Here is a 21,241-nt window from a genome sequence, read left to right as displayed (position 1 = left end):
ATCAGTGATCCGTTGGCCGCGGGTGGGGGCGTTCCGATCGGGCGTGCGGTGCCGGGTGCGGGTCTGTTCGTGCTGGACGAGCACCTGGCACTTGTTCCGGTGGGTGTGCCGGGTGAGTTGTACGTGTCGGGGCCCGGGTTGGCGCGTGGATATGTGGGGCGGCCGGGTCTGACCGCCGGCCGTTTCGTGGCCAGCCCCTTCGGCGCCAGCGGTGCGCGGATGTATCGCACGGGTGACCTGGTGCGCTGGAACGCGGATGGGCAGTTGCAGTACCTGGGACGTGCCGATGACCAGGTGAAGATCCGCGGCTTCCGTATCGAGCCGGGCGAGGTCCAGGCCGCGTTGGAGGCCGAGCCGGGTGTCTCCCGGGCCGTGGTCGTCGCCCGCCCGCACCACGACGACACCCGCCTCGTCGCCTACATCGTCCCCGAGGACCGTCTCGGCCGCTCCCTCGGTGCTCTGCGCGAGTCGCTGAGCCGTGACCTGCCCAGGTACATGGTGCCGTCGGCCATCGTCGCGCTGGACGAGTTCCCGCTGACGGTGAGCGGGAAGATCGACCGGAGCGCGCTGCCGGCGCCGGAGTACGGCGGGGCGGGTACGTCCCGTGCGCCGCGCACCCAGACCGAAGAGGTCCTGTGCGAGTTGTTCGCCGGGGTGCTGGGTGTTCCGGCGGTGGGTGTCGACGACGACTTCTTCCATCTGGGTGGTCATTCGTTGGTGGCGACCCGGTTGGTGAGTCGGGTGCGAGCGGTGCTGGGCGTGGAGTTGCCGTTGCGGGCGTTGTTCGACGCGCCGACGGTGGCGGGGCTCGCGGGTCGGTTGTCTGATGCGGCTTCGCGTCCGGTGCTGGAGCGGCGGGAGCGGCCGGAGGTGCTGCCGTTGTCGTTCGCGCAGCGCAGGCTGTGGTTCCTGTACAAGTTCGAGGGCGCGTCGGCGACGTACAACATGCCGCTCGTCCTCCGGCTCACCGGGAAGCTGGACGTCGGCGCTCTGGAGGCCGCGCTCAACGATGTCATCGCGCGGCACGAGCCACTGCGGACCGTCTTCCCCGACTTCGACGGACGGCCCCACCAGCGGGTGCTCGGTCCGGAGCAGGCGCGGATCGCCGTCGAGGTGGAGGAGATCGGCGAGGAGCAGGTGCCCGAGCGGGTGGCGCGGATCGTGCGGCACGGATTCGAACTGGACAGGGAGATACCGTTCCGGGCCGGGCTGCTGGTCACCGGGCCCGACACGTCCGTGCTGGTCGTGGTCATCCACCACATCGCGGCCGACGGCTGGTCGATGGGGCCGCTGACGCGTGACCTGGTCGCCGCGTACACCGCGCGCCGGGACGGGGCGCGACCCGAGTGGTCCCCGCTCCCGTTGCAGTACGCGGACTTCACCCTCTGGCAGCACGACCTGCTCGGGGACGACTCCGATCCGGACAGCCTCTTCGTACGGCAGGCCGCGTACTGGGCGGACCAACTGGCCGGGTTGCCGGAGCAGGCCACGCTGCCGCCCGACCGGCCCCGCCCCGCGCTTCCCTCCTACCGCGGCGACGTCACGCAGTTCCGGATAGGCGCCGAGACCCATGCCGGACTGCGGGCGCTGGCCCGCTCCGCGGACTCGACGCTGTTCATGGTCCTCCAGGCGGGCCTGGCGGCACTGCTGTCGAGGCTCGGCGCCGGGGACGACATTCCGGTGGGCTCGCCCATAGCCGGCCGCGGCGACGAGAACCTGGACGACCTGGTCGGGTTCTTCGTCAGCACCCTGGTGCTGCGCACGGACACCTCCGGGGACCCGACCTTCGCCGAGCTGCTGGCCCGGGTGCGAGAGACCTGCCTGGCCGCGTACACGCACCAGGACCTGCCGTTCGAGTACCTGGTGGAGAAGGTCAACCCGCAGCGCTCCACCGCCCACCACCCGCTGTTCCAGGTCGTGCTGGTCCTCCAGAACGACGACGGCGCGCGCTTCGACCTGCCGGGGCTCCAGGTGGGGGCGGAGAAGGCGGGCGCGGGGTCGGCCAAGTTCGATGTCTTCGTCAGCGTCACCGAGACCTTCGACGAAGCGGGCGAGCCGGCCGGCCTCACCGGCCTCGTCGAATACGCCACCGACCTGTACGACGCGACGACCATCGACGTCTTCACCGCGCGCTGGACGCGACTGCTCGACTCGGCGATCGGCGACCCCCGCCGGCCGGTCAGGTCGCTGGAGGTCCTCGCACCGCACGAGCGCGGGACGCTGCTCGAATGGTCCGGAGCCGACCGTGCCGACCTCCCCCCGGTGACCCTGCCGGAACTCTTCCGGGCGGCGGTCGAACGGTCACCGGACGCCGTGGCGATGATCTCGGGCCGCGACGAGACGTCGTACAGCGAGCTGTCGTACGCCGAACTGGACCGTCGCTCGAACCGCGTCGCGCACCACCTGCTGGGGCTCGGGGTCGGCCCCGGCCAACGGGTGGCGCTGCGGATGCGGCGCGGGCCGGAGCTCGTCGCCACCATCCTCGGTGTGGTGAAGACCGGCGCCGCGTACGTCCCGGTCGACCCGGACTATCCGGCCGAGCGGATCGCGTACATGCTCGCCGACGCGGACCCGGCCGTCGTCCTCGACGACGCCTGGACGGCCGGGGTGAACGAGGAGGCGCTGCCCGACACCGACCCGGGCGTGCCGGTCCATCCCGCGCACACCGCGTACGTCATCTACACCTCCGGGTCCACCGGCCACCCCAAGGGCGTCGAGGTCACCCACGCCGGGTTCGCCAACCTCGCGCGTGCGCAACTGGACGCGTTCGCGCTCGCCCCGGGCAGCCGGGTGCTGCAGTTCGCCTCGCCCAGCTTCGACGTGTCGGTCTGGGAGCTGGTGATGGCCTTCGCCTCGGGCGCCGCCCTCGTGGCGGCCTCCGCCGACGCGCTGGCCGGCGACGCGCTGGCGGAAACGCTCAGCGGGCGGCGGGTGACCCATGTGACACTGCCGCCCTCGGTGCTGGCGACCCTCGACGCGCGGGGGCCGGGCGTGCCCTTCCCCGACCTGGCGGTTCTCCTGGTGGCCGGCGAGGCATGTTCGCCCGACCTCACGGAACGCTGGGCACCCGGGCGCCGCATGATCAACGCCTACGGGCCCACCGAGTCCACCGTCGGCGCGGCCATGAGCACACCTCTGACCGGCCGCGAGAGCGGGGTCGTTCCCATGGGGCGGCCGCTGTTCGGACTGCCCGGCTACGTCCTGGACGGCGGTCTGCACCCGGTGCCGCAGGGGGTCGTCGGCGAGTTGTACGTGGCCGGGGCGGGCCTGGCCCGCGGCTACCTGGGCCGGCCGGGGCTCACCGCCGAACGGTTCGTGGCCAACCCGCTGGGCGGCCCGGGGGAGCGGATGTACCGCACCGGCGACGTCGTGCGGTGGAACGCCGACGGCCAGCTGGAATACCTCGGTCGTGCCGACGACCAGGTGAAGATCCGCGGCTTCAGGGTGGAACCCGGCGAGATCCAGGCCGAGTTGCTGCGCCTGCCCGGCCTCGTCCAGGCCTTCGTGGCCGTCCACCGGCACGGCGGGACGGACCCGCGGCTGGTGGCGTACGTGGTGCCGGAGGACCCGGGGGGCTTCTCCGCGGCCGCCCTGCGCGAGGCCCTGCGCGAGCGGCTCCCCGGCTACATGGTCCCCTCGGCGGTGACGGCCCTGTCCGAACTGCCGCTCAGCCCCAACGGCAAGGTGGACCGCAAGGCGCTGCCCGCCCCCGACTACGGCGGCCGGGCCGGACGCCCGCCGCGCACTCCGCGGGAAGAGGTGCTGTGCACCCTCTACGCCGAAGTGCTGGGCCTGCCCGGGGTGAGCGTGGACGACGGCTTCTTCGACCTCGGCGGGCACTCCCTGCTGGCGACCGGGCTGATCAGCCGGATCCAGACGGTACTCGGCGTCGAACTGCCCCTGCGTGTCCTCTTCGAGGCCCCGACCGTCGCCGAACTCGCCCGGCGCCTCGACGAGGACACCGACGCAGGGCTCGGCGCGGCCGAGGGCGGCAGCGGGCATTCCACCGCGTTCGAGGTACTCCTGCCGCTGCGCACCAAGGGCGGCCAGGCCCCGCTGTTCTGTCTGCACTCGGGCGGCGGCATGTGCTGGAACTACGCGAGCCTGCTGCCGCACATCGACGCCGACATCCCCCTCTACGGACTCCAGGCGCGCGGGCTGTCCGACCCCGGGAACCTGCCCGGGTCGGTGGAGGAGGTGGCCGACGACTGCATCGAGGCGATGCTCCGGGTGCAGCCGGAAGGGCCGTACCGGCTCATGGGCCACTCCTTCGGAGGCATCGTCGCCCACGCCGTCGCGGCCCGGCTGGCCGAACGGGGGCAACGGGTCGAGCTGATGGTCTGCCTCGACGCGAAGCCCGCCGCGCAGGAGGACATCCCCGAGCACGCGCACGAGGAGTACTACCGCGGCATCCTCGAACTGCTGGGAGTGAGCACCGTCGAAGTCCCCACGGAGGAGATGACGTTCGACGAGTTCGCAGCGGTGGCGCGGACGACGAACACCGTGCTGGGCAGCATCGAGGAGAGCGAGTTCCTCACCATCATGCGGGTGATGGAGAACAACATCGACATCACCGGACGCTACCGGCACCAGCGGGTCGCGACCGAGATGATGCTGTTCGCCGCCACGCAGGAGACCGACAGCGTGCTGGAGCCGGACGTCTGGCACGAGTACGTCGACGGGCCGCTGGAGTACCGGCGGATGGACTGCTCCCACGCCGGCATGCTCAAACCGGAGACGCTCCACCGTATCGGCGGAATGATCCAGGACCGCCTGCGGCGCGGAACGGACGGCTCCTGGACGAGGACGGAGAGGTGCGGGGGACGCTGACGACCAGCTTCCCGAAGGCGGCGCCGACGGCGTGGTGGCGGTAGCCGTCGGCGCCGCCGCCGAAGAGGACGACGCGGTCGATGAGGGGCTCGCGGTCCAGGGATCACGATGACGGCGTGAACGCGCTCCACGTCCGCGACGCTGCCCCGCGCCGCGGCCCTCCGAGGCCGTGACCCCCGCGGACACGCCGGCCGGGCGGCGTGTCCCGCGCGGCGTTCACGCTCACCCTCCATGAGGTGCCTCGCGTGAACGCCGCGGGAACAACCGCCCGTTGGGAGCCGATCCGGCGCACCAGCGACGAGAACGCCGGGCTCCGCGTTCTCGTCGGGACCGCACGTGACTTCGACACGCGCGACATCGGTGACCGGCGGCGCTGAGCGCCCGCTCTAGCCGACGCGCAACCGGACGCGGTCCGCGGTGAGGTCCTTGACCGAGGTGGCGCCCAGCAACTGCATGGTCTGCCGGACCTCGGCCGAGAGGATGTCCAGCACCCGGCGCACGCCGGCCTCACCGCCCGCCATCAGCCCGTAGAGATAGGCGCGGCCGACGAGGACCGCCGTGGCGCCCATGCAGACCGCCGCCACGGCGTCCGCACCGGACCGCACCCCGCCGTCGAGATAGACCTCCGCGGCGCCGTCCACCGCCCTGACCACCGCGGGCAGTTCCTCCAGCGGCACCGGTGCGCGGTCCAGTTGGCGCCCGCCGTGATTGCTGACGACCAGGGCGTCCACTCCGAGGCCGGTGATCACCCGTGCGTCCTCGGCCGTCTGGACGCCCTTGACGATGAGCTTGCCCGGCCAGACCTCCCGCAGCCACGCCACGTCGTCGGCGGTCGCCGCGGGATCGAACATCAGATTGCCGAGGTCCGCGACGGTGCCCTGCCACCGGGTGAGCGACGCGAACTCCAGTGGCGGGGTGGTCAGCAGGTTCAGCCACCACCACGGCCGCAGAGCCCCGTCCAGCAGGGTGCGCGCGGTCAGCGCCGGCGGGATCGTCATGCCGTTGCGCACGTCCCGCAGCCGCGGTCCCGCGACCGGCGTGTCCACGGTCAACATCAGTGCCTCGTACCCGGCCTCCGCGGCGCCGCACACCAGATCAAGGCTGCGGGCCCGGTCCCGCCACAGGTACAGCTGGAACCAGCGGCGCACGCCGGGCACCGCGGCGGCCAGCGTCCCGGCGGCCGTGGTGCCCATCGTGGACAGCGTGTACGGCACCCCGTGGGCGGCGGCCGCCCGGGCCACGGCCACCTCGCCCTCGTGGTGCATCATCCGCGTGAAGCCGGTCGGGGCGAGCGCGATGGGGAGAGCGGACACCTCGCCGAGCAGAGCCGCCGAGGTGTCGACCGCCGAGACGTCCCGCAGCACGGTGGGCCGGAACTCGATCCGGCGGAAGGCGGACCGGTTGCGGGCCAGCGAGAGTTCCTCGCCCGCGGCACCGTCCGTGTAGTCGAAGACGGCTCTGGGGGCACGCCGGCGGGCGGCGGCCCGCAGGTCCGCCACATCGGCGGCGCCGGCGAGCCGTCGCTGGGCCCCGCCGGGCCGGGGCCGCCGCGGTCGCAGCAGAGGCGCGAGTTCGGCCGGGCGCGGGAACCGGCGCCGGATGCGGTCGCCCACCGGTGGTGACGGGAAGCTGTCCAAGGCCCCTCCTCGTTCTCAGGGCCCTCGCGGCCGGCCGCGGGCGGTGCCCGGCAGACCCGGGGGCCGTCCTGCCAGGTCACGGGCACTGTACGACCGGGGTGTGGCGCACGACGACAACTGTTCGGCTGCGCAAGCCCGTCGAAGCCGTACTGCCCCTCCGCCTGAGCCTGTGGTGCGTGGCGGCGCTTCGTTCAACTGCGCACGAGTCCCGTGGGCCTCGTGCCTATCGTTACGTCATGAGTCTTCCCGAGGTGATCCGGATCGTCTCCCGTGACTCGCCCATGGCCTTGGCCCAGGTGGAGCGCGTCCGAGCCGAACTCGCCGCCGCGCACCCGGGGTTGGCGACGGACGTGGTCGCGGTGCGCACCACCGGCGACCGATGGCTGGGCGACCTGTCACTGGTCGAGGGCAAGGGCGCCTTCGTCAAGGAGGTCGACGCCGCACTGCTGGACGGCGCGGCCGACCTCGCGGTGCACTGCGTGAAGGACATTCCCGCCGACCGGCCGTTGACCGAGGGCACCGTCTTCGCCGCCTTCCTGGCCAGGGACGACATCCGCGACGCCCTGGTGCACCCCGACGGACTCACGCTCGACCGGCTGCCGCCCGGCACCCGGATCGGCACCTCGTCCGTGCGCCGCGCGGCCCAGCTGGCCGCCTCCCACCCGCACGTGGAGTGTGTACCGATGCGGGGCAACGCCAATCGGCGCCTGGCCCGGATGGCCGCGGGCGAAGCAGACGCCCTGCTGCTCGCGGTGGCCGGCCTGGAGCGGATCGGCCGCCGGGACACCATCAGCGAAGTCATCGACCCCGAGGCGATGGTGCCGGCCCTGGGGGCGGGAGCGCTGGCTCTGCAGTGCCGCGAGGGCGACACCGAGCTGATCGCGGCGGTCGGGGCACTCGACGACGAGGACACGCACCGGGAGATGACCGCCGAGCGCATGCTGCTGCACGTGCTCCAAGGCCACTGCAACAGCCCGATCGCCGGGTTCGCCAGGGCGTCCCGTGACGGCGGACTCTCCCTACGGGCCCGGGTCTTCAGCGCCGACGGCAAAAGGATCCTCCACGCCCACGAGTGGGCCGGCCCCCTCGACGCCGAGACCCTGGGCATGTCGGTCGGGGTGGCGCTGCTCCGTCAAGGGGCCCGCGACCTGATCGACGGCACCGGAGGCGGTGGGTGAGCGTGGCGAGCTGAGAGCGCCCCGGCTCGTCCGCTCAGGGGCGGGCGCCGGGCCCGAAGCCCGTCCAGCGCAGGTCCGCGGGGAGATGGCTCATGTCGTTGTAGACCACCAGTGAGGGGGCCGCGCCGGTGTAATACTCGATCGCCGTCACCGCCGTGTTCCCGCAGCTCATCCCCAGCCACCGCTCACGTGGCGCGCCAAGGGCGTGCCGCAGGAGCCAGGCCACCTGGTAGGCGTGGGTGACCAGGACCTCGTGCGTCTCGGTGTCGGCGGGGCGGGCGAACCGGTCGGTCAGCGCGTCCGCGAGGCGCTCTCCCTCGGCCGCTTCGGCGGGGTCGTAGCCGTCGAAGACCCCCGCCCACGCCGCCGGCGGCTTCTTCGGCACGTGCGGGATGTAGTCGGTCAGCTCGGCCGCCTCCCGCACGGGGACCCCGGCCAGACGCTCGCCGATGAGCTGGGCCGAGCGCACCGCCCGGGGCAGCGGCGAGTGCCACACCGTGTCGATCGGCAGGCGGGCCAGGCGCTCCGCGAGCAACTCCGTCTGGCGCCTTCCGACTTCGGTGAGCCTCCCGAAGGCGTCCGCCGCGCCGTGCCTGACCATGAACAGACGCCGAGTCGCCATCTCATGCCCTTCCGTCGGGAGGTGGGTAGGGAGATGTTCGGAACATCCGGATGATATCAACATTTCGTCTGGACGGGCTGCTGCGGCGCGCATGGTGCCGGCACCGGCAGGTGATGAATCCGTCCATCCGCACGGTCGCACGGACGGAGCAGGCTGCCGCGGGCCTGCGCGAGATCGCATCCGCGAAGTGAGGCCGCGCGGCCCACGGTTGACAGCCGGCGAGCTGCTCGCCCTCACACCGCCGGTCGCTCTCGCCGCCGTCTCCACCGGCGACGTGGGGGCCCCGGTGGCTGCTCGTTCCGGCCTGCGGGCAAGCACGTCGGGCGCCGCTCCCGCGTGCAAGGAGTACTGACGGCGGCGGTAACGACGACCGGGCTCACCGGCGAGCGCGGTGCGCGCGCCACGACGAAGGGGGCGGAGCACGCGATCGGTGCGGTCACCGGTCCTTTGCCAGGGCGACGAGTTCGGCGAACAGACCCCCCGCGTTGACCAGGTCCTCGTACGTCCCGTGCTCGACGATCCGGCCCCCGTCCATCACGAGGACGCGATCGGCGAGGCGGGTGTTCTCCAGTTGGTGGGTGACGACGATCGTCATGCGTTCGGCGGCGATCCTCTTGATCTCCAGGAAGATCGCGTGTTCGCCGCGGGCGTCCATCTGGGAGGTCGGCTCGTCCAGGATCAACAGGGGCGTCCGCCGGTACAGCGCGCGCCCGCACACCAGCCGCTGCCACTGGCCTCCGGAGAGTTCGGCGCCGCCCCACAGCTCTTTGGCGAGCAGGGTGTCGAGTCGCTGGGGGAGTTTCTCGATCACCTCGCGCATGCCTACGGCGTCGACGACCTCCCAGACGGGCCCGTCGTCGTGGGTCCTGGGCTGTCCGAGGGTGATGTTCTCGCGGGCGCGCAGGGGCCAGCAGGCGAAGTTCTGCGGGACGAATGCGGTCCGCTTCCACACGGCGTCCGGGTCGGCGTCGGCGAGGTCGACGCCGTCCCAGGTGACGCGTCCCTTGTCGGCGAGGAGGATGCCGGTGATGAGCTTGGCGAGGGTGGACTTGCCCGAGCCGTTCTCGCCGACGATCGCCAGGATCTCGCCCCGGCGGAGCACGAGTGAGACCCCGGCGACGGCCGGTTCGTCCTTGCCGGGGTACTGGTAGACGACTTCGTCGAGCCGGATCTCATCCACCTGCTCGGCGATGGTCAGCGTTCCGCGCTTGGGGGCGCGTTCGGCGGCCAGGTCGAGGAAGGCCCGCATGTCGGCCAGGTAGAGCGAGGTGTGGAACATGGCGGCGCCGTGCATGACGAACTGGGACAGCGCGGCGAGCGTGGTCTGTACGGCGACGACGGCGGTGGCGGCGACGGGCAGGGCGACACGGCCGTCGGCGGCCAGCCAGGCGAGGGTGGCCCACGTGCCCAGCAGGAAGACCCCGCCCAGCGCGCTGGTGGCCAGGACGATGCGGAGCATGCGCGGGGCCGCGGTGAGGGTGCGCCGGTCGATGCGGTCGGACAGGGCGCGGTACCAGTACAGGAGGTAGCCGGTCATGCCGTTGGCCCGGACCTCGTCACCGTGTCGCGAGTAGGTGGCCCACCAGCGCATCATCGACCGTACGTTGCGGTCGCCGACGTTGAGGTAGTGGGTCTCGTAGATCACGCGTGCGGACAGCACGGCGCCGGCGCCGGCCGGGAGGACGGCCAGCAGGAGCAGCGGCAGCATCAGCGGATGCAGCGCCGTGATGACTCCGCTCGCGGCGATCATGCGGATCAGGGCGGACATGAACCGCTGGGCGTCCTCGACCATCAACCGGGTGCGGGTCACGCCGACTTCGGCGGCTTCCTGCCGGTCGGCGAAACCGTCCTCGCCGTAGGCGGAGGACTCCACCCGGCACACGGCGGCGACCAGGGCGACGTCCGCTTCGGTCATCAGCAGAGGTGTGATGCGGCCGTCGGCGTAGGAGGACAGGGCGCTGCTGACCCGGCCGACGGCGGCACCGGTCGTCACCACGATCAGGGCGGGCAGCGCGCCGTCCAGGCGATCGGAGACCGGGCCGCTGCCGAGGATGTGCGTCATGGCCCGAGCGGTGAACGCGAGGACGACGGCAGACGCGACGCCGGTGAGCACCTGGCACGCGAGGAGCAGCAGGACGCCTGCCTTGTCGACGGCCCACGCCATCCGCGCGGTGTGCCCGAGCACCGAGGGAAGGCGGCGGCACATCGCCGCGAAACTGGCATCCGCCAGCGGGTTCTTGCCGTGCATCCCCCCGAAGGTGAGGGTGGCCGGTGGCGGCGGGGGCGGCGTCTCCTCGTTCGCGGTCGAGGCGTCAGTCACTGTCACCTGCATCCCTCCTGAGGATCAGTACCGCGCCCGGACGGCTCGGCGGTGCACGGCATAACGACGCGGAGCCGGAATCGAACGCGCTCGATTCCGGACGTGCTGGGCCCCTTGCCGCACAAGGGACCGGGCGGCGGAGCTCCTTGCTGAAGCCGGTGCCGAGCGCCCGGACATGGCCGAATCGCCGCTACGTGAAACGCCAGTGGCACACGGGGTTTCAGCGCCTGCGGATCGGGTCACGGCAGGCTGCGGAGCGCTGCTCCCGCCTCGCCACGGCCCGGGTGAGGGCCTCCACGTGGTGCTTCGTGATGCCCTGCACGGAGTCCCGACGCACCGGTGGCAGCGCAGAGCCCTTGCTCCTGTTCGCCGGACGGCGAGGAACGCGCGAGGGAACGGCGCGGCCACGTCGCGCGCCGTGCGGTGATCCGTTCCACCGGCTCGGGAACCACGCCCCGGAACGTGGAAGGCTGTCCGGCCACACCGGACGGGAATCGGCGAACCGGCAACTCCTCGGAGCCACCGGACACGGCGCGCCCACGCGAAGGCGGCTCCACCAAGGGAGCCGCCTTCGCACGTGCGCCCGCCGACCCCCGTGCGGCGGGCGCCGCGTGGCCGGGGACGTCACCCTCCCCCAAAGGCGGCGTCCCCGGCCGTCATCCCCCGGCGCCGGTCTGTGGCCGATCGTGGCCCGGTGCGTTCAGCGAGCGGTCACCAGCACATGACCGCCGTCTCGCCCGCACCCCACGAGGAGTACAGACGCACCCGGACGACATAGCGGCGGCCCTTGACGAACCGGGCCCTGAGCGTGGCGTTGCGGGACGTTCCCCCGTCGTCCAGACCGGTGAGGTAGCGGGGCACGCCGTCCCGTTCCTCGAAGATGACGACGACCGCGTCGCTGTCACCGAAGGTACCCACGGTGTACTCCCGGGTCTCCGGCGGATCCACCCGGAAGTCGGCCTGCTCGCCCGGTCCGAGCCCGAGCGGCACCGAACGGAACGGCACCAGAGGCCCCGGCCGGCCGGTGGGCGGGTACCAGCGCAGGGCGAACTCCTTGTCGGCGGCGGAAAGGGTGCCGGGCGGGTGCAGACCGGAGCGGTAGTGCTCGGGCTCCAGTATCAGCCCCGACGGGAAGGGGTACTCCATGATCGACTGCGGGTCCCAGACCGGGCCGTTGACCTCGTCGGTGCCGAGCTTGCGCAGGATGTTGTGGAAGGTCCGCTCCCGGCTCCAGTGGTTCGGCGGTCCCGCCAGTTCGGCGTAGACGGCCTCGTCGTCCCAGAGGATGCCGGCGTACGGGTTCTGGTGCTCGTGCAGCATGCCGAGCGCGTGCCCGATCTGGTGCAGGGCCGTCGCGCGCTCCCCGGGTGCGGTCAGATCCCAGCCGAAGTTCATCGTACGGTCGTTCAGGCCGAACCGGAGCGCGTCCTTGCCCACCGCCGACCAGGACCCGTCACCGGGCTGGAACCCGATGCGCAGCTCGGCCTCCGAGCGGTCACCGACCTCGGTGAGGACGAGTCCGATTCCGAGGTCCTGCCACTCCCGGAAGCAGCCGCGCACCACGTCCCGCTGCTCCTCGGTGCCCACCCACGAGACCCGCCGCGGCCGGCCGGTGCCCGGCATGGGAACGACGGAGGAGTCGGTGTCGCCGCCGAGGAAGCAGTAGTGCAGAACGGTGCCGTTGACCCACATCCGCTGCCCGCCGACGAGCGCGGCGACGCGCTCGGCGGCCAGCCCCGGCGCGAACGCGGGGTCGGGCTGCTGCGCGAGCGAGCAGTAACGTGCGGTCATGACCCCCAGACTGCCGTCCGGCCCGCTCCGGGCGCCTGAGTCGGGGGCTACTCAAGTCGCCCTGTATCAGGCATGAGTATGCCGGCTCATGTTGTCGTGACGACTTCTCCACAGGACGCGAAGACACTTCGGACGCCCTGGCCGTTCACCGGGCGTGCGGACGAACTGGAGCTGGTGCGCCGGTCGGTGACGGCCGGACGGAACGGCATCGTGGTGACGGGCCCCGCGGGCTGCGGCAAGACCAGACTCGTGACGGAGGCCGTCCGCGGCACCGACTGCGCCCGGGCGGCCGGGACACCCGAGACCCGGGCGATTCCCTTCGCGGCCTTCGCCCACCTGCTGCCCGAGAGCGTCACCCTGCACCGCGCGCTCCACCTCCTGTCCGGCGTACGCCTGCTGCTGGTCGACGACGCGCACCTGCTCGACGACGCCTCAGCCGCCCTCGTGCACCAGCTCGCCGTGCACGGCCGCACCCGGCTCCTGGTCGTCGCCACGGAGGGCGTTCCCGCGCCGGGCGCGGTGTCCCGGCTGTGGTCCGGGGAGTTGCTGCCGCGCCTCACCCTGGAGCCGCTGCCCCGCGAGGAGACCGCCGACCTGCTCGCGGCCGGCGCGGCCACCGCCCTGGACCCGCTCACCGTCGACCGGCTGCACCGCCTGTCCCGGGGGGACCTGCGGCTGCTGCGCGAGCTGGTGACCGCCGTGGGCGAGGAGCGGCTGCTCGCACCGGTCCCGGGCACGGACCAGTGGGCGTGGCGGGGGCCGGTGCCCCTCACCACGGCTGTGCGGGAGCGCGCCGCCCACCTGCTCGACCGTCCCCGCGCCGAGGAACGCGAGACGCTCGAACGCCTCGCCTTCGCCGAGCCGCTCCCCCTCGACCTGGACGCCCTCGACGCAGGGGTCCTGGAACGCCTGGAGGCCGAGGGCCTGGTCGCCGTCGACGACCACGGCGCCGCCCGTCTCGCCCACCCCCTGCACGGCCCGGTGCTGCGCGCCGCCGCGGGCCGACTGCGGGCCCGGCGCCTGGGCCGCGCCCCGGACCGGTGCGGGCCCGCCCTGGCGGGGGAGAACGACGCGATGGCCCTGCGCATCGAGCAGGCCGACGTACGGGCACTGGAGACGCCCGTGGGGGAGTGGCTGGCGGCCGAGGGAATGCCGCTGCCGGCCCGGTACGCGGCTCTGCGCGCCCGGTTCGCGCGCCTGCGCGGCCGGCTGTCCGAGGCCGCGGCCTGGGCCCGCGAGGGCCTGCGCACCAGCCCCGACGACACGTCCTGCCGCGAGGAACTCGCCCTGGCCGCCGCCCAGTCCGGTGACACGACGGCGGAAAGCCACGGAGCGGCCGAGGCCTGGGCCGCCGCCGCGCGCGGCGACATCGACGGGGCGGCCCGGGCGGCCGCGCGCTCCGGGGACCCGTACGACGCCGTGCGCCTCGGTGCCCCCGAGCGGGCGGCCGGCCGGCTGACCGGCGTCTTCGCCGGGCACGCCGACGCCCTCGAGCGGGGCGACGGGCCGGCGCTGGACCGGGTGGCCGAGGAGCTGGAGCGGCGGGGGTTCCTGCTGTTCGCCGCCGAGGCGCACGCCCAGGCCGTACGAGCCCACCGCGACCCGGGCGCCGCCCGCACCGCCCGCACCCGGGCCGTCGCCCTCGCCCGGCGCTGCCAGGGTGCCCGCACCCCGGCCCTGTCGGGGCTGGTGTTCGGCGAACTCACCGCCCGGCAACGGCAGATCGTCACGCTCGCCGCCGCCGGCCTGAGCAACCGGCAGATCGCGGAGAGACTCACCCTCTCCGTCCGCACCGTCGGCAACCACCTCTACGGCGCCTACACCCGCCTCGGCGCCGGCGACCGCGGCGCACTGCCCTGGCTGATGGAGCTGCCCGAGCCGCAGCCGGCCTGAAGGCGGGGCCTCTCAGGCCGCCCCGAACGCGGAGAACGCCCACCCCGTCGCCTGGTGCACCGCGTCGCCCGGCAGCGCGGCCCGCGCGTCGCGCAGCGCCTCCGCCAGGGACAGCCCCGCGTCCAGGCCCTTGTGCAGCGCGAGCATCAGCGGCACCACGGCGGCGTCGTTGACCGGCGCGCTGCACGCCACCACCCCGGCGGTGCCCAGCGGCAGCAGCGCGGTGACCAGCCCGAGCAGCTCGTCCGCGCCGACCGACGCGAACCGGGCGGTGTCGCAGCAGGACAGGATGATCCGGTACGGGCTGCGGTCCAGCCGTTCGAAGTCGTGCACGATGAGCGGCCCGTCCGCCATCCGCAGCGAGGAGAACAAGGGGCTGTCCGCGCGAAAGGTCCCGTGCGCGGCGATGTGCGCGAGTGCCGCTCCGTCCAGCTCCCGCAACACCCGCGGCACCCGCGCCGCGTCCCCCTCCAGCACGGTGGGCCGCACACGCCGACCACCGGCCGGCAGTCCGGCCGTGGGACCGCCGGACGGGCCCTCCGAGGGCCCGTCCGGGGGATCGAACGCCCCGCGCGTGCCCGGACGGACGGGGCCCGTGCCCCGGTCAGCGGGCCAGGGGGTTCGTGCCGCGCCGTCCGGGTCGTCTGACGAGTCGACCGCGGTGGCCCGCGGCCCGTGCGTCCCGCCGTACCCCGCCCCGGTCTGCTCCTCGGAGCGGCCGGTGACCGCCGACGGCGGTGTCCCGCGGCCCCCCGGCACGGCCGGGACGCCTCGCCGGCCGGCCGGCCCGGGCGCTCGCGGCACTCCGTCCTCCGCCCCGGCCGGCCCCCCGTTCCCGCCCCCGGGCGGCGGCGCCCACGGCTCCTCGCCACCCGGCGTCCGCGGCGCCGCCCCATACCGGTCGGCGAGTTCCGGCACCTCGGCGCCGCCGCTCGCCAGCCCCGGACCGCGTACCAGGATCTGGCGGCCGCCGGACGGGGGCACGGTCTCCTTCGCACGGAGCCAGCTGCTCGCCGACGGCGACACGCTCAGGACCCGTTCGCGCAGGGCGGGCAGCAACGCCCACGGCACCCGGTGCAGCCGTCCGGGCGGGACCACGACGACCGGGCCGGAGCCCAGGTGCGCCGCGGCGGGTCCGAGCAGGAGCTCCTGGAGGCGCGCCCCCGCCGCCTCCACCAGCGGCAGCCGTGCCTCCGCCCCCGGATGGGCCAGCCGGCGCAGCCCAGCCTGCACGTGCTCGGCCTCCCGCTCCGCATCGGCCAGCAGCCCCGCTTCGAACCGCCGTACCCGGCCCCGCCCGCACAGCAGTACGTGCACGCGTCCGTCGAGCACGGCCAGCTCGACCAGCAGCACGTCGTCTCCCAGCCGCGCCAGCAGCCGCCCGACGTCGAACCGGTCACCGTCGCCGGGCGCCTCGCCCCGCATGTGCAGGGTGCGGGAACGGATCTCCCGCTCCAGCCGCCGTTGTTCGCGCTCCAGTGCGGGGGCGGGCCGGCCGCCGTCCGTCCGGGCCTCCTCCGCGCGGGCGGCGATCTCACGGAAGGCCGTCATGCCGCTCAACAGCGCGGGATCGGCCGGCGGCCGGGTCGGCGGCGCGGACAGCACCGTCGCCCGCCAGCGCTCGCTCCACACCAGCAGCCGCCGCGGCCCGCCCGAGACCAGACTCGCCCGCTGCGCCAGCGCCGCCAGCTCCGCGCCCTGCGCGGTGGCTCGCGCCCGCAACTCGGAGGCGCCCAGCGTCATCCGGTGGTCGTCGAGGACGTCCAGGCCCCGCCGGCACGCCTCCAGCACGCCCCGTGCCGACCCCGCCGCCCGCGCCCGCAGGGCCTGCGCCGCCCACCCCGTCATCCGTGCGAGCGGCGGCCCGCTGTGCCGGCTGCGTGCGGCGACCGCCAGATGCCGTTCCGCGTCCGCCGTCCAGCCGAGCTCCAGCGCGATCCGGCCCGCGAGCAGCGACGCCTCCGGAGCGGCCGGCGCACCGAAGGCGGCCAGCCGCTCCGCCACCGCCGCGGCGTCGGCCACCAGCCGGCCCGACCCGCGCCCCGTCGCGACCCGCGCCTCGATCAGCACCAGCCGGGCGTGCGTCTCGTACCAGCTGCGCCGCTGCCCGGCGAACAGCCGTACCGCGAGCGCCGCGCGCGCGAGCGCCGTCTGCGGATCGCCCGCCAACCGTGCCGCCCGCGCCGCGACCAGCAGCAGCTCCGCCTTTCGGGTGGACTGCCCGCCGATCCCGTCCAGCGCGGCGATCGCCGCGTCCGCCTCCGTCAGCGCCTCCGGGGCCAGCCCCGCCGCCATCAGCACCTCGCAGCGCCGGATGGTGAGCATGAACGTCGGCGTGCCCAGCTTGGCGTACCGCTCCTCCGCCTCGTCCAGCAGCCGCAGCGCCGCCGGCACGTCACCGGACCGGAACGCCGCGAGCCCCCTGCTCTCCACCGCGTCGGCCTTGTCGTGCTCCTGGCCGGTGGTGTCCCACAACGCCTCCGCCGCGGCGAAGTCGGCGTCCGCCCGCTCCACCGCACCCAGCGCCAGATGGACGGTGGCCCGCAGGGTCAGCGCCCGCGCCGTCCAGATCACGTCGTCCGCCTGCCGCAGCACCTGGATCGCCCGGCGTACGTCCTCCAGCGCCTCGCCGTGCCGGCCCAGCACCCACCAGACGTACGCCCGCCGGTACAGCACCCGTGCCCGGGTGTGCCCGGTGCCGCGCGCCACTCCCCGCTCGAACGCCGCGAGGCCCTCCCGGGTGCGGCCGCAGTGCACCAGAGCCACCCCGAGGGTGGCCAGTACGTCCGCCTCCCGGTCGGCCGAGTCCGCGCGGGCCGCGAGTTCGCGGGCGGTCCGCAGATGGGCCAGCGCCCGCCGGGTGTCGCCGAAGTCCCGCTGCCAGATGCCGATCACCTGATGGGCGACCGAGGCGTGCAGCGGTGAGGGGTCGGCCCCGAGCAGCTCCTCCGCCCGCGCCAGAGCTTCGTTGGGGGCGGCGAACACCATCGGCAGCAGTTGGAGAACCGAGTCGTTTCCCGCTGTCACCCCACGGATGGTAGTGCTCCGGAACCACGCCACACAGGTTCGAGTCTGTATCAATCAGCCACCCCCGGACTCTGATTGACGACCGTCGCCGAGAGCCTCGCCGAGAATGTCGCCGCGACCGCCGCCACCACCGCACGTCCCCGTGGAGGAAACGCCATGGCACCACAGAGATTCCGTGAGCAGTTCGACCAGATCCAGCGCTCGATGCCGGACATCCCGCTGGCGATGGGGCCGGACGACTCCGCCGAGTTCTTCTACGAGAAGGGCGTCGTCCTCGCCCGCGACGGCGAGGAGGCCCGCCTCGTCGAGGACACCGTGCGCGACCACTTCACCGCGATGGCCGGGCTGACCCCGGACCACGTACGCCGGGCGAGCCCCGAGACCAACCGCACGGGCATCACCCGGATCCAGGTGGGCGACCCCGGCGAGGGCGACCGGAGCGGCGACCTGACCGTCGCGAACGCCCTGCGCTCCCTCAGAACGGTGGAGGGACGTGCCCGCCGCCGGCTGATCAGCCGCAACCACGTCGTCTCCATCGCCGTCAACGCCTGCCCCGGCGACGAACCCGTCCCGGTACCGATCGGCGAGCCGCCGAACCCGGCCGCCGCGCAGACGGAGTACGACGCGGGCACCGCCGTCGGCGTCCTCGTCATCGACACCGGCCTCATGCACGACTACCGGTCCTGCCCCCTGCTGGCCCACGCCGACGGCGACGCCCAGGTCCGGGAGCGCGACGACGACGGCGTCCTCCAGCAGTACGTCGGGCACGGCACCTTCATCGCCGGGCTCGTCGCCGCCGTCGCCCCCAACACCGACGTGACCGTCCTGGGCACCCTCAACGACGCCGGCGCCATCCTGGAGTCCGAGCTGGGCGAGAAGCTCTTCGAGGCCGTCGACCGGGACGGCTGGCCCGAGGTCCTCAGCCTCTCCGCCGGAACCTCCAACGGCCGCACCGACGGCCTGCTCGGCGTCCAGGCCTTCATGGAGGAACTGCGCGAACAGCGCACCCTGCTGGTCGCCGCCGCCGGCAACAACGCCAGCGCCACGCCCTTCTGGCCCGCCGCCTACGCGGACCTGCCCGGCTGGGAGAACTCCGTGCTGTCGGTCGGCGCGCTGCGCGGCGACGGCGAGTTCGGTGCCTGCTTCAGCAACCACGGCGGCTGGGTCAAGGCCTACGCTCCCGGCGAGCGCCTCACGAGCGCCTTCACCGGCTTCCAGACGCCCGTGCCGTACATCTACCAGCACTCCACCTACGACGACTGCCGGTACGGGTTCGGTTACGCCTGCACCTGTCAGTACCCCCGGCACAACGGGGTGCTCAGCGAGCCGGGCGAGGCCCCCGCCAAGCCGGACCAGGTGATGTTCGAGGGGTACGCGCAGTGGAGCGGCACCTCCTTCGCCACCCCCGTGGTCGCGGGCCTGGTCGCCTCCTACATGACGGCGCACAAGGAGAGGGACCCGCGCGAGGCCCGGAAGCAACTGCTGGCGGCCAACACCGAGTACGCGGAGGTGCGCGGGGCGCACGTACCGGCGCTGCTGCCGCCCACCTGGCGCCCGGTGTCCGTCGACCCGCCGGCCGGCGGGGCGTGAGGGGCCCGATGGCGGGCGGAACCACCCACTCCACGGCGTACGATGGCGTGTCGTACACGAGGGGTGGGACCGTGGATCGTGCAGAGGTCGGGGTGCTCGTCCAGTTGGCGGCCGACGGGGACGCGGCGGCCTGGAAGTCACTGGTGGACGGGCTGGGCCCGCTGGTGTGGTCCGTCGCGCGGGCCCACGGGCTGTCCGACGCCGACGCGCACGAGGTGTACCAGACGGCTTGGTTCCGGTTCGCTCAGCACCTGGGGCGGATCCGCGAACCGGAGAAGACCGGCTCCTGGCTGGCCACCACGGCACGGCACGAGTGCCTGAAGCTGCTCAGGGCGTCGAGGCGGTGGATGCCGACCGACGATCCGCAGCTGCTCGACCGGCCGAGCGAGGACCGTACGCCCGAGGAGTCGGTGCTCGACTCCGAGGAGGCCGCGGCGCAGACCGAGCGCGTCCGGCGGCTGTGGCAGGAGTTCGAAGAACTGGGCGAGCGGTGCCGCCGGCTGCTGCGGGTGCTGATCTCCTCGCCGCCGCCCAGTTACCAGGAGGTGTCCGCCGCGCTGGATATCGCGGTGGGCAGCATCGGGCCGATGCGCCAGCGCTGCCTGCGCAGGCTGCGGGCCCGGCTAGAGGCACGGGGGACGATATGAGCGACAAGCACGACGGCTTCGGGGACGAACGGTCCGAGGGGAGGCTCACGGACGACGAACTCGGCGCCGGCCTTCTGGAGGAGGAGCTGCGGCAGGCCGCGGCGATCCTGGACCCGGTCCCGGCCGAGCTGCGGCGGATCGCCGTCGACGCCTTCGCCCTGCACGACCTGGACGCCCGCGTCGCGGAGCTCACCTTCGACTCGCTGGTCGACGCCATCCCGGTCAGAGGAGAGACGGACCCACCGCGGATGCTGACCTTCCGCGCGGACGACGTGACCGTCGACGTCGAGGTGACCGCGGACGGACTGATCGGTCAGGTGCTGCCGCCGGGACCGGCCCGGATCGAGGTGCTGAGCGGTCCACTGGCCCACGCGCGGCTGACGGCGGACGATCTGGGCCGGTTCACCGGCGAGGCCCCGCCCACCGGCCCGTTCGCGCTGCGGCTGCGGACCGGCCGGGACGTGGTGGTGACGGAGTGGCTGCGGGCCTGAGCCCGCCGTCTGCCCGGACCAGGCGCAGGGAAGAGTGCGCGGCCCGCGGATCATCGTCGTGCGGCGCCGGGCCACCCGGCCGGCGGGGACCGCGAGCCGCAGCCCCGGCAGCCGCTCCAGCAGGGGGTCCACGAGCAGCTCGGTCCGCATCCGGGCGAGGACGGCGCCCGTGTGCAGGAGTGGTGGCCGTCGCCGAAGGTGGAGGGCGGGCCAGCCCGTACCGGAGGCGGGACCCGGCCGGTCGGCGCGGTGGTCTCCTGCGCCCATGCACCCACCCTCGCCGCGCCCGCGGGCGGCTGCCGTGCGGAAGTGCACCAGCCGGTGGGCGGTCCGGTGGTCAGCCCGATACGGCGTCGACGAGCGCCGCCAGCGATGCCGCGAGGCGGGACAGTCCGGGTCCGGCGGGGCCGCCCGGCTCGGTCATGTAGGTGTCCCGGCGGATCTCCACCATCAGCGCGCCGACCTCCTGCCGCTTCCCGTAGAAGTCCAGCGGCACGTACGCCCCGCTGAACGGGCTGTCGAGCCCCGTCTCCCCGCACGGGGCGAACGCCTCCCGGGCGGCGGCGAGCAGCTCGGACGGCGTGTGGAACCCGTCGGTGCCCAGGCAGACCGGCGGGCGCGGTCCCTCGCCGTGCAGCTCGTAGGGGAGCGGCTCGGTGGGATAGGAGTGCACGTCGATGATCACGGCCCGTCCGGTGGCCGCGAGCCGGCCGGCGACCGCCTCGGTCATCGCGCGCGCGTACGGCCGGAAGTACCGCTCGACGAGCGGTTCCGGGTCGGTGTCGTCGGGCCGCAGGACCTCGCGGTGCGACGTCCGCGTGTACACGGCGCCCATTCCGACGGCCGTCATCTCCTCCCGCTCGTCCGGGAACCGCTCCGGGTCGACGACCAGTCGCGACATCCGGTTGACGAACCGCCAGGGCGTGAGACCGGCCAGCCCGGCCGCCGCCTCGGCGATCCGGGCCGTGTGCGAGTCGGTGATGTGGTCCAGCTCCCGTTCCAGCGCCGCGTCGTCCAGGGCGATGCCGGGGCGGACGTCGGCGGGTATCTCCCGTGCGGAGTGCGGCACGTGGAGGATGACGGGCGACGCGGGGGCGCCGGGGACGATCCGGAAGGACGCGGGTGCGTCGGTCATGAGGTTGCTCCGTGAGGGCGTGGTGACGAGACAGACGGGCACCCCGCCTCCGTGAGGACGGAGACGGGGTGCCGCGTGAC

The 21,241-nt window shown here is 73.8% G+C and carries 13 protein-coding genes and 1 pseudogene; 7 read left to right on the top strand and 7 right to left on the bottom strand.

Annotation, left to right across the window (positions count from 1 at the left end):
• Both ACP4IX_RS17535 and ACP4IX_RS17530 read left to right on the top strand, forming a co-directional pair.
• Positions 1 to 4,830 (top strand): amino acid adenylation domain-containing protein (locus ACP4IX_RS17535; RefSeq protein WP_426556042.1); only part of this gene is annotated, 4,830 nt, incomplete at its 5' end.
• A 245-nt stretch (positions 4,831 to 5,075) separates the two neighbouring features.
• Positions 5,076 to 5,207, top strand: coding sequence for a hypothetical protein (locus ACP4IX_RS17530; RefSeq protein WP_426522764.1), 132 nt, complete (start codon positions 5,076 to 5,078; stop codon positions 5,205 to 5,207).
• A gap of 9 nt (positions 5,208 to 5,216) precedes the next feature.
• On the opposite strand, the gene ACP4IX_RS17525 is transcribed toward ACP4IX_RS17530, so the two are convergent.
• On the bottom strand, positions 5,217 to 6,467 hold the full coding sequence (locus ACP4IX_RS17525) for an alpha-hydroxy acid oxidase (protein ID WP_426522763.1): 1,251 nt from the start codon (positions 6,465 to 6,467) through the stop codon (positions 5,217 to 5,219).
• Between the two features lie 236 nt (positions 6,468 to 6,703).
• Here ACP4IX_RS17525 and hemC point away from each other — a divergent pair, with 236 nt between their 5' ends.
• Complete coding sequence (gene hemC, locus ACP4IX_RS17520) at positions 6,704 to 7,645, top strand: hydroxymethylbilane synthase (protein ID WP_426522762.1); 942 nt, start codon at positions 6,704 to 6,706, stop codon at positions 7,643 to 7,645.
• Positions 7,646 to 7,679: 34 nt separating this feature from the next.
• Here hemC and ACP4IX_RS17515 read toward each other — a convergent pair whose 3' ends face one another.
• The 3 genes from ACP4IX_RS17515 to ACP4IX_RS17505 form a co-directional block, all read right to left on the bottom strand.
• Positions 7,680 to 8,267, bottom strand: coding sequence for a histidine phosphatase family protein (locus tag ACP4IX_RS17515; protein WP_426556041.1), 588 nt, complete (start codon positions 8,265 to 8,267; stop codon positions 7,680 to 7,682).
• A gap of 436 nt (positions 8,268 to 8,703) precedes the next feature.
• Positions 8,704 to 10,599: an ATP-binding cassette domain-containing protein gene (locus ACP4IX_RS17510; protein ID WP_426556040.1), complete on the bottom strand. Its 1,896-nt coding sequence runs from the start codon at positions 10,597 to 10,599 to the stop codon at positions 8,704 to 8,706.
• 699 nt (positions 10,600 to 11,298) lie between these two features.
• On the bottom strand, positions 11,299 to 12,378 hold the full coding sequence (locus ACP4IX_RS17505) for a hypothetical protein (RefSeq protein ID WP_426556039.1): 1,080 nt from the start codon (positions 12,376 to 12,378) through the stop codon (positions 11,299 to 11,301).
• Positions 12,379 to 12,450: 72 nt separating this feature from the next.
• Between ACP4IX_RS17505 and ACP4IX_RS17500 the strand changes: the two genes are divergently transcribed.
• A complete protein-coding gene (locus ACP4IX_RS17500) occupies positions 12,451 to 14,271 on the top strand; it encodes a LuxR C-terminal-related transcriptional regulator (RefSeq protein ID WP_426556038.1) in 1,821 nt (606 codons plus the stop codon).
• A gap of 12 nt (positions 14,272 to 14,283) precedes the next feature.
• On the opposite strand, the gene ACP4IX_RS17495 is transcribed toward ACP4IX_RS17500, so the two are convergent.
• Positions 14,284 to 17,259 (bottom strand): CHAT domain-containing protein, encoded by a 2,976-nt coding sequence (locus ACP4IX_RS17495; RefSeq protein ID WP_426556048.1) that lies wholly within the window; start codon positions 17,257 to 17,259, stop codon positions 14,284 to 14,286.
• Between the two features lie 195 nt (positions 17,260 to 17,454).
• On the opposite strand from ACP4IX_RS17495, the gene ACP4IX_RS17490 reads away from it, so the two are divergent.
• The 3 genes from ACP4IX_RS17490 to ACP4IX_RS17480 are packed head-to-tail and all read left to right on the top strand — an operon-like array spanning position 17,455 to position 20,026.
• On the top strand, positions 17,455 to 18,888 hold the full coding sequence (locus ACP4IX_RS17490) for a S8/S53 family peptidase (RefSeq protein WP_426556037.1): 1,434 nt from the start codon (positions 17,455 to 17,457) through the stop codon (positions 18,886 to 18,888).
• A gap of 8 nt (positions 18,889 to 18,896) precedes the next feature.
• Complete coding sequence (locus tag ACP4IX_RS17485) at positions 18,897 to 19,535, top strand: RNA polymerase sigma factor (RefSeq protein WP_426522756.1); 639 nt, start codon at positions 18,897 to 18,899, stop codon at positions 19,533 to 19,535.
• The gene (locus ACP4IX_RS17480) at positions 19,532 to 20,026 is read left to right on the top strand and encodes a hypothetical protein (protein ID WP_426522755.1); all 495 of its coding nucleotides are present in this window, start codon (positions 19,532 to 19,534) and stop codon (positions 20,024 to 20,026) included. Before ACP4IX_RS17485 ends, ACP4IX_RS17480 begins: the two co-directional genes overlap by 4 nt.
• An 18-nt stretch (positions 20,027 to 20,044) precedes the next feature.
• Here the strand turns inward: ACP4IX_RS17480 and ACP4IX_RS17475 are convergent.
• Positions 20,045 to 20,220, bottom strand: a pseudogene (locus ACP4IX_RS17475) (cytochrome P450); the annotation flags it as partial.
• A gap of 143 nt (positions 20,221 to 20,363) precedes the next feature.
• Positions 20,364 to 21,161, bottom strand: a complete 798-nt coding sequence (locus ACP4IX_RS17470) for an N-formylglutamate amidohydrolase (RefSeq protein ID WP_426556036.1) — start codon at positions 21,159 to 21,161, stop codon at positions 20,364 to 20,366.
• Positions 21,162 to 21,241 lie beyond the last annotated feature (80 nt).

This window comes from Streptomyces sp. WG5 (assembly GCF_049974565.1).
Taxonomy (GTDB): Bacteria; Actinomycetota; Actinomycetes; order Streptomycetales; family Streptomycetaceae; genus Streptomyces.
This window is presented reverse-complemented; position numbering and strand designations above follow the sequence as displayed.

Coding starts and splice junctions, on each gene's coding strand:
- ACP4IX_RS17515 (WP_426556041.1), bottom strand. CDS start 8,267: ATGGCGACTCGGCGTCTGTTCATGGTCAGGCACGGCGCGGCGGACGCC.
- hemC (WP_426522762.1), top strand. CDS start 6,704: ATGAGTCTTCCCGAGGTGATCCGGATCGTCTCCCGTGACTCGCCCATG.
- ACP4IX_RS17485 (WP_426522756.1), top strand. CDS start 18,897: ATGGCGGGCGGAACCACCCACTCCACGGCGTACGATGGCGTGTCGTAC.
- ACP4IX_RS17490 (WP_426556037.1), top strand. CDS start 17,455: ATGGCACCACAGAGATTCCGTGAGCAGTTCGACCAGATCCAGCGCTCG.
- ACP4IX_RS17505 (WP_426556039.1), bottom strand. CDS start 12,378: ATGACCGCACGTTACTGCTCGCTCGCGCAGCAGCCCGACCCCGCGTTC.
- ACP4IX_RS17480 (WP_426522755.1), top strand. CDS start 19,532: ATGAGCGACAAGCACGACGGCTTCGGGGACGAACGGTCCGAGGGGAGG.
- ACP4IX_RS17500 (WP_426556038.1), top strand. CDS start 12,451: ATGAGTATGCCGGCTCATGTTGTCGTGACGACTTCTCCACAGGACGCG.
- ACP4IX_RS17495 (WP_426556048.1), bottom strand. CDS start 17,259: ATGGTGTTCGCCGCCCCCAACGAAGCTCTGGCGCGGGCGGAGGAGCTG.
- ACP4IX_RS17470 (WP_426556036.1), bottom strand. CDS start 21,161: ATGACCGACGCACCCGCGTCCTTCCGGATCGTCCCCGGCGCCCCCGCG.
- ACP4IX_RS17510 (WP_426556040.1), bottom strand. CDS start 10,599: ATGCAGGTGACAGTGACTGACGCCTCGACCGCGAACGAGGAGACGCCG.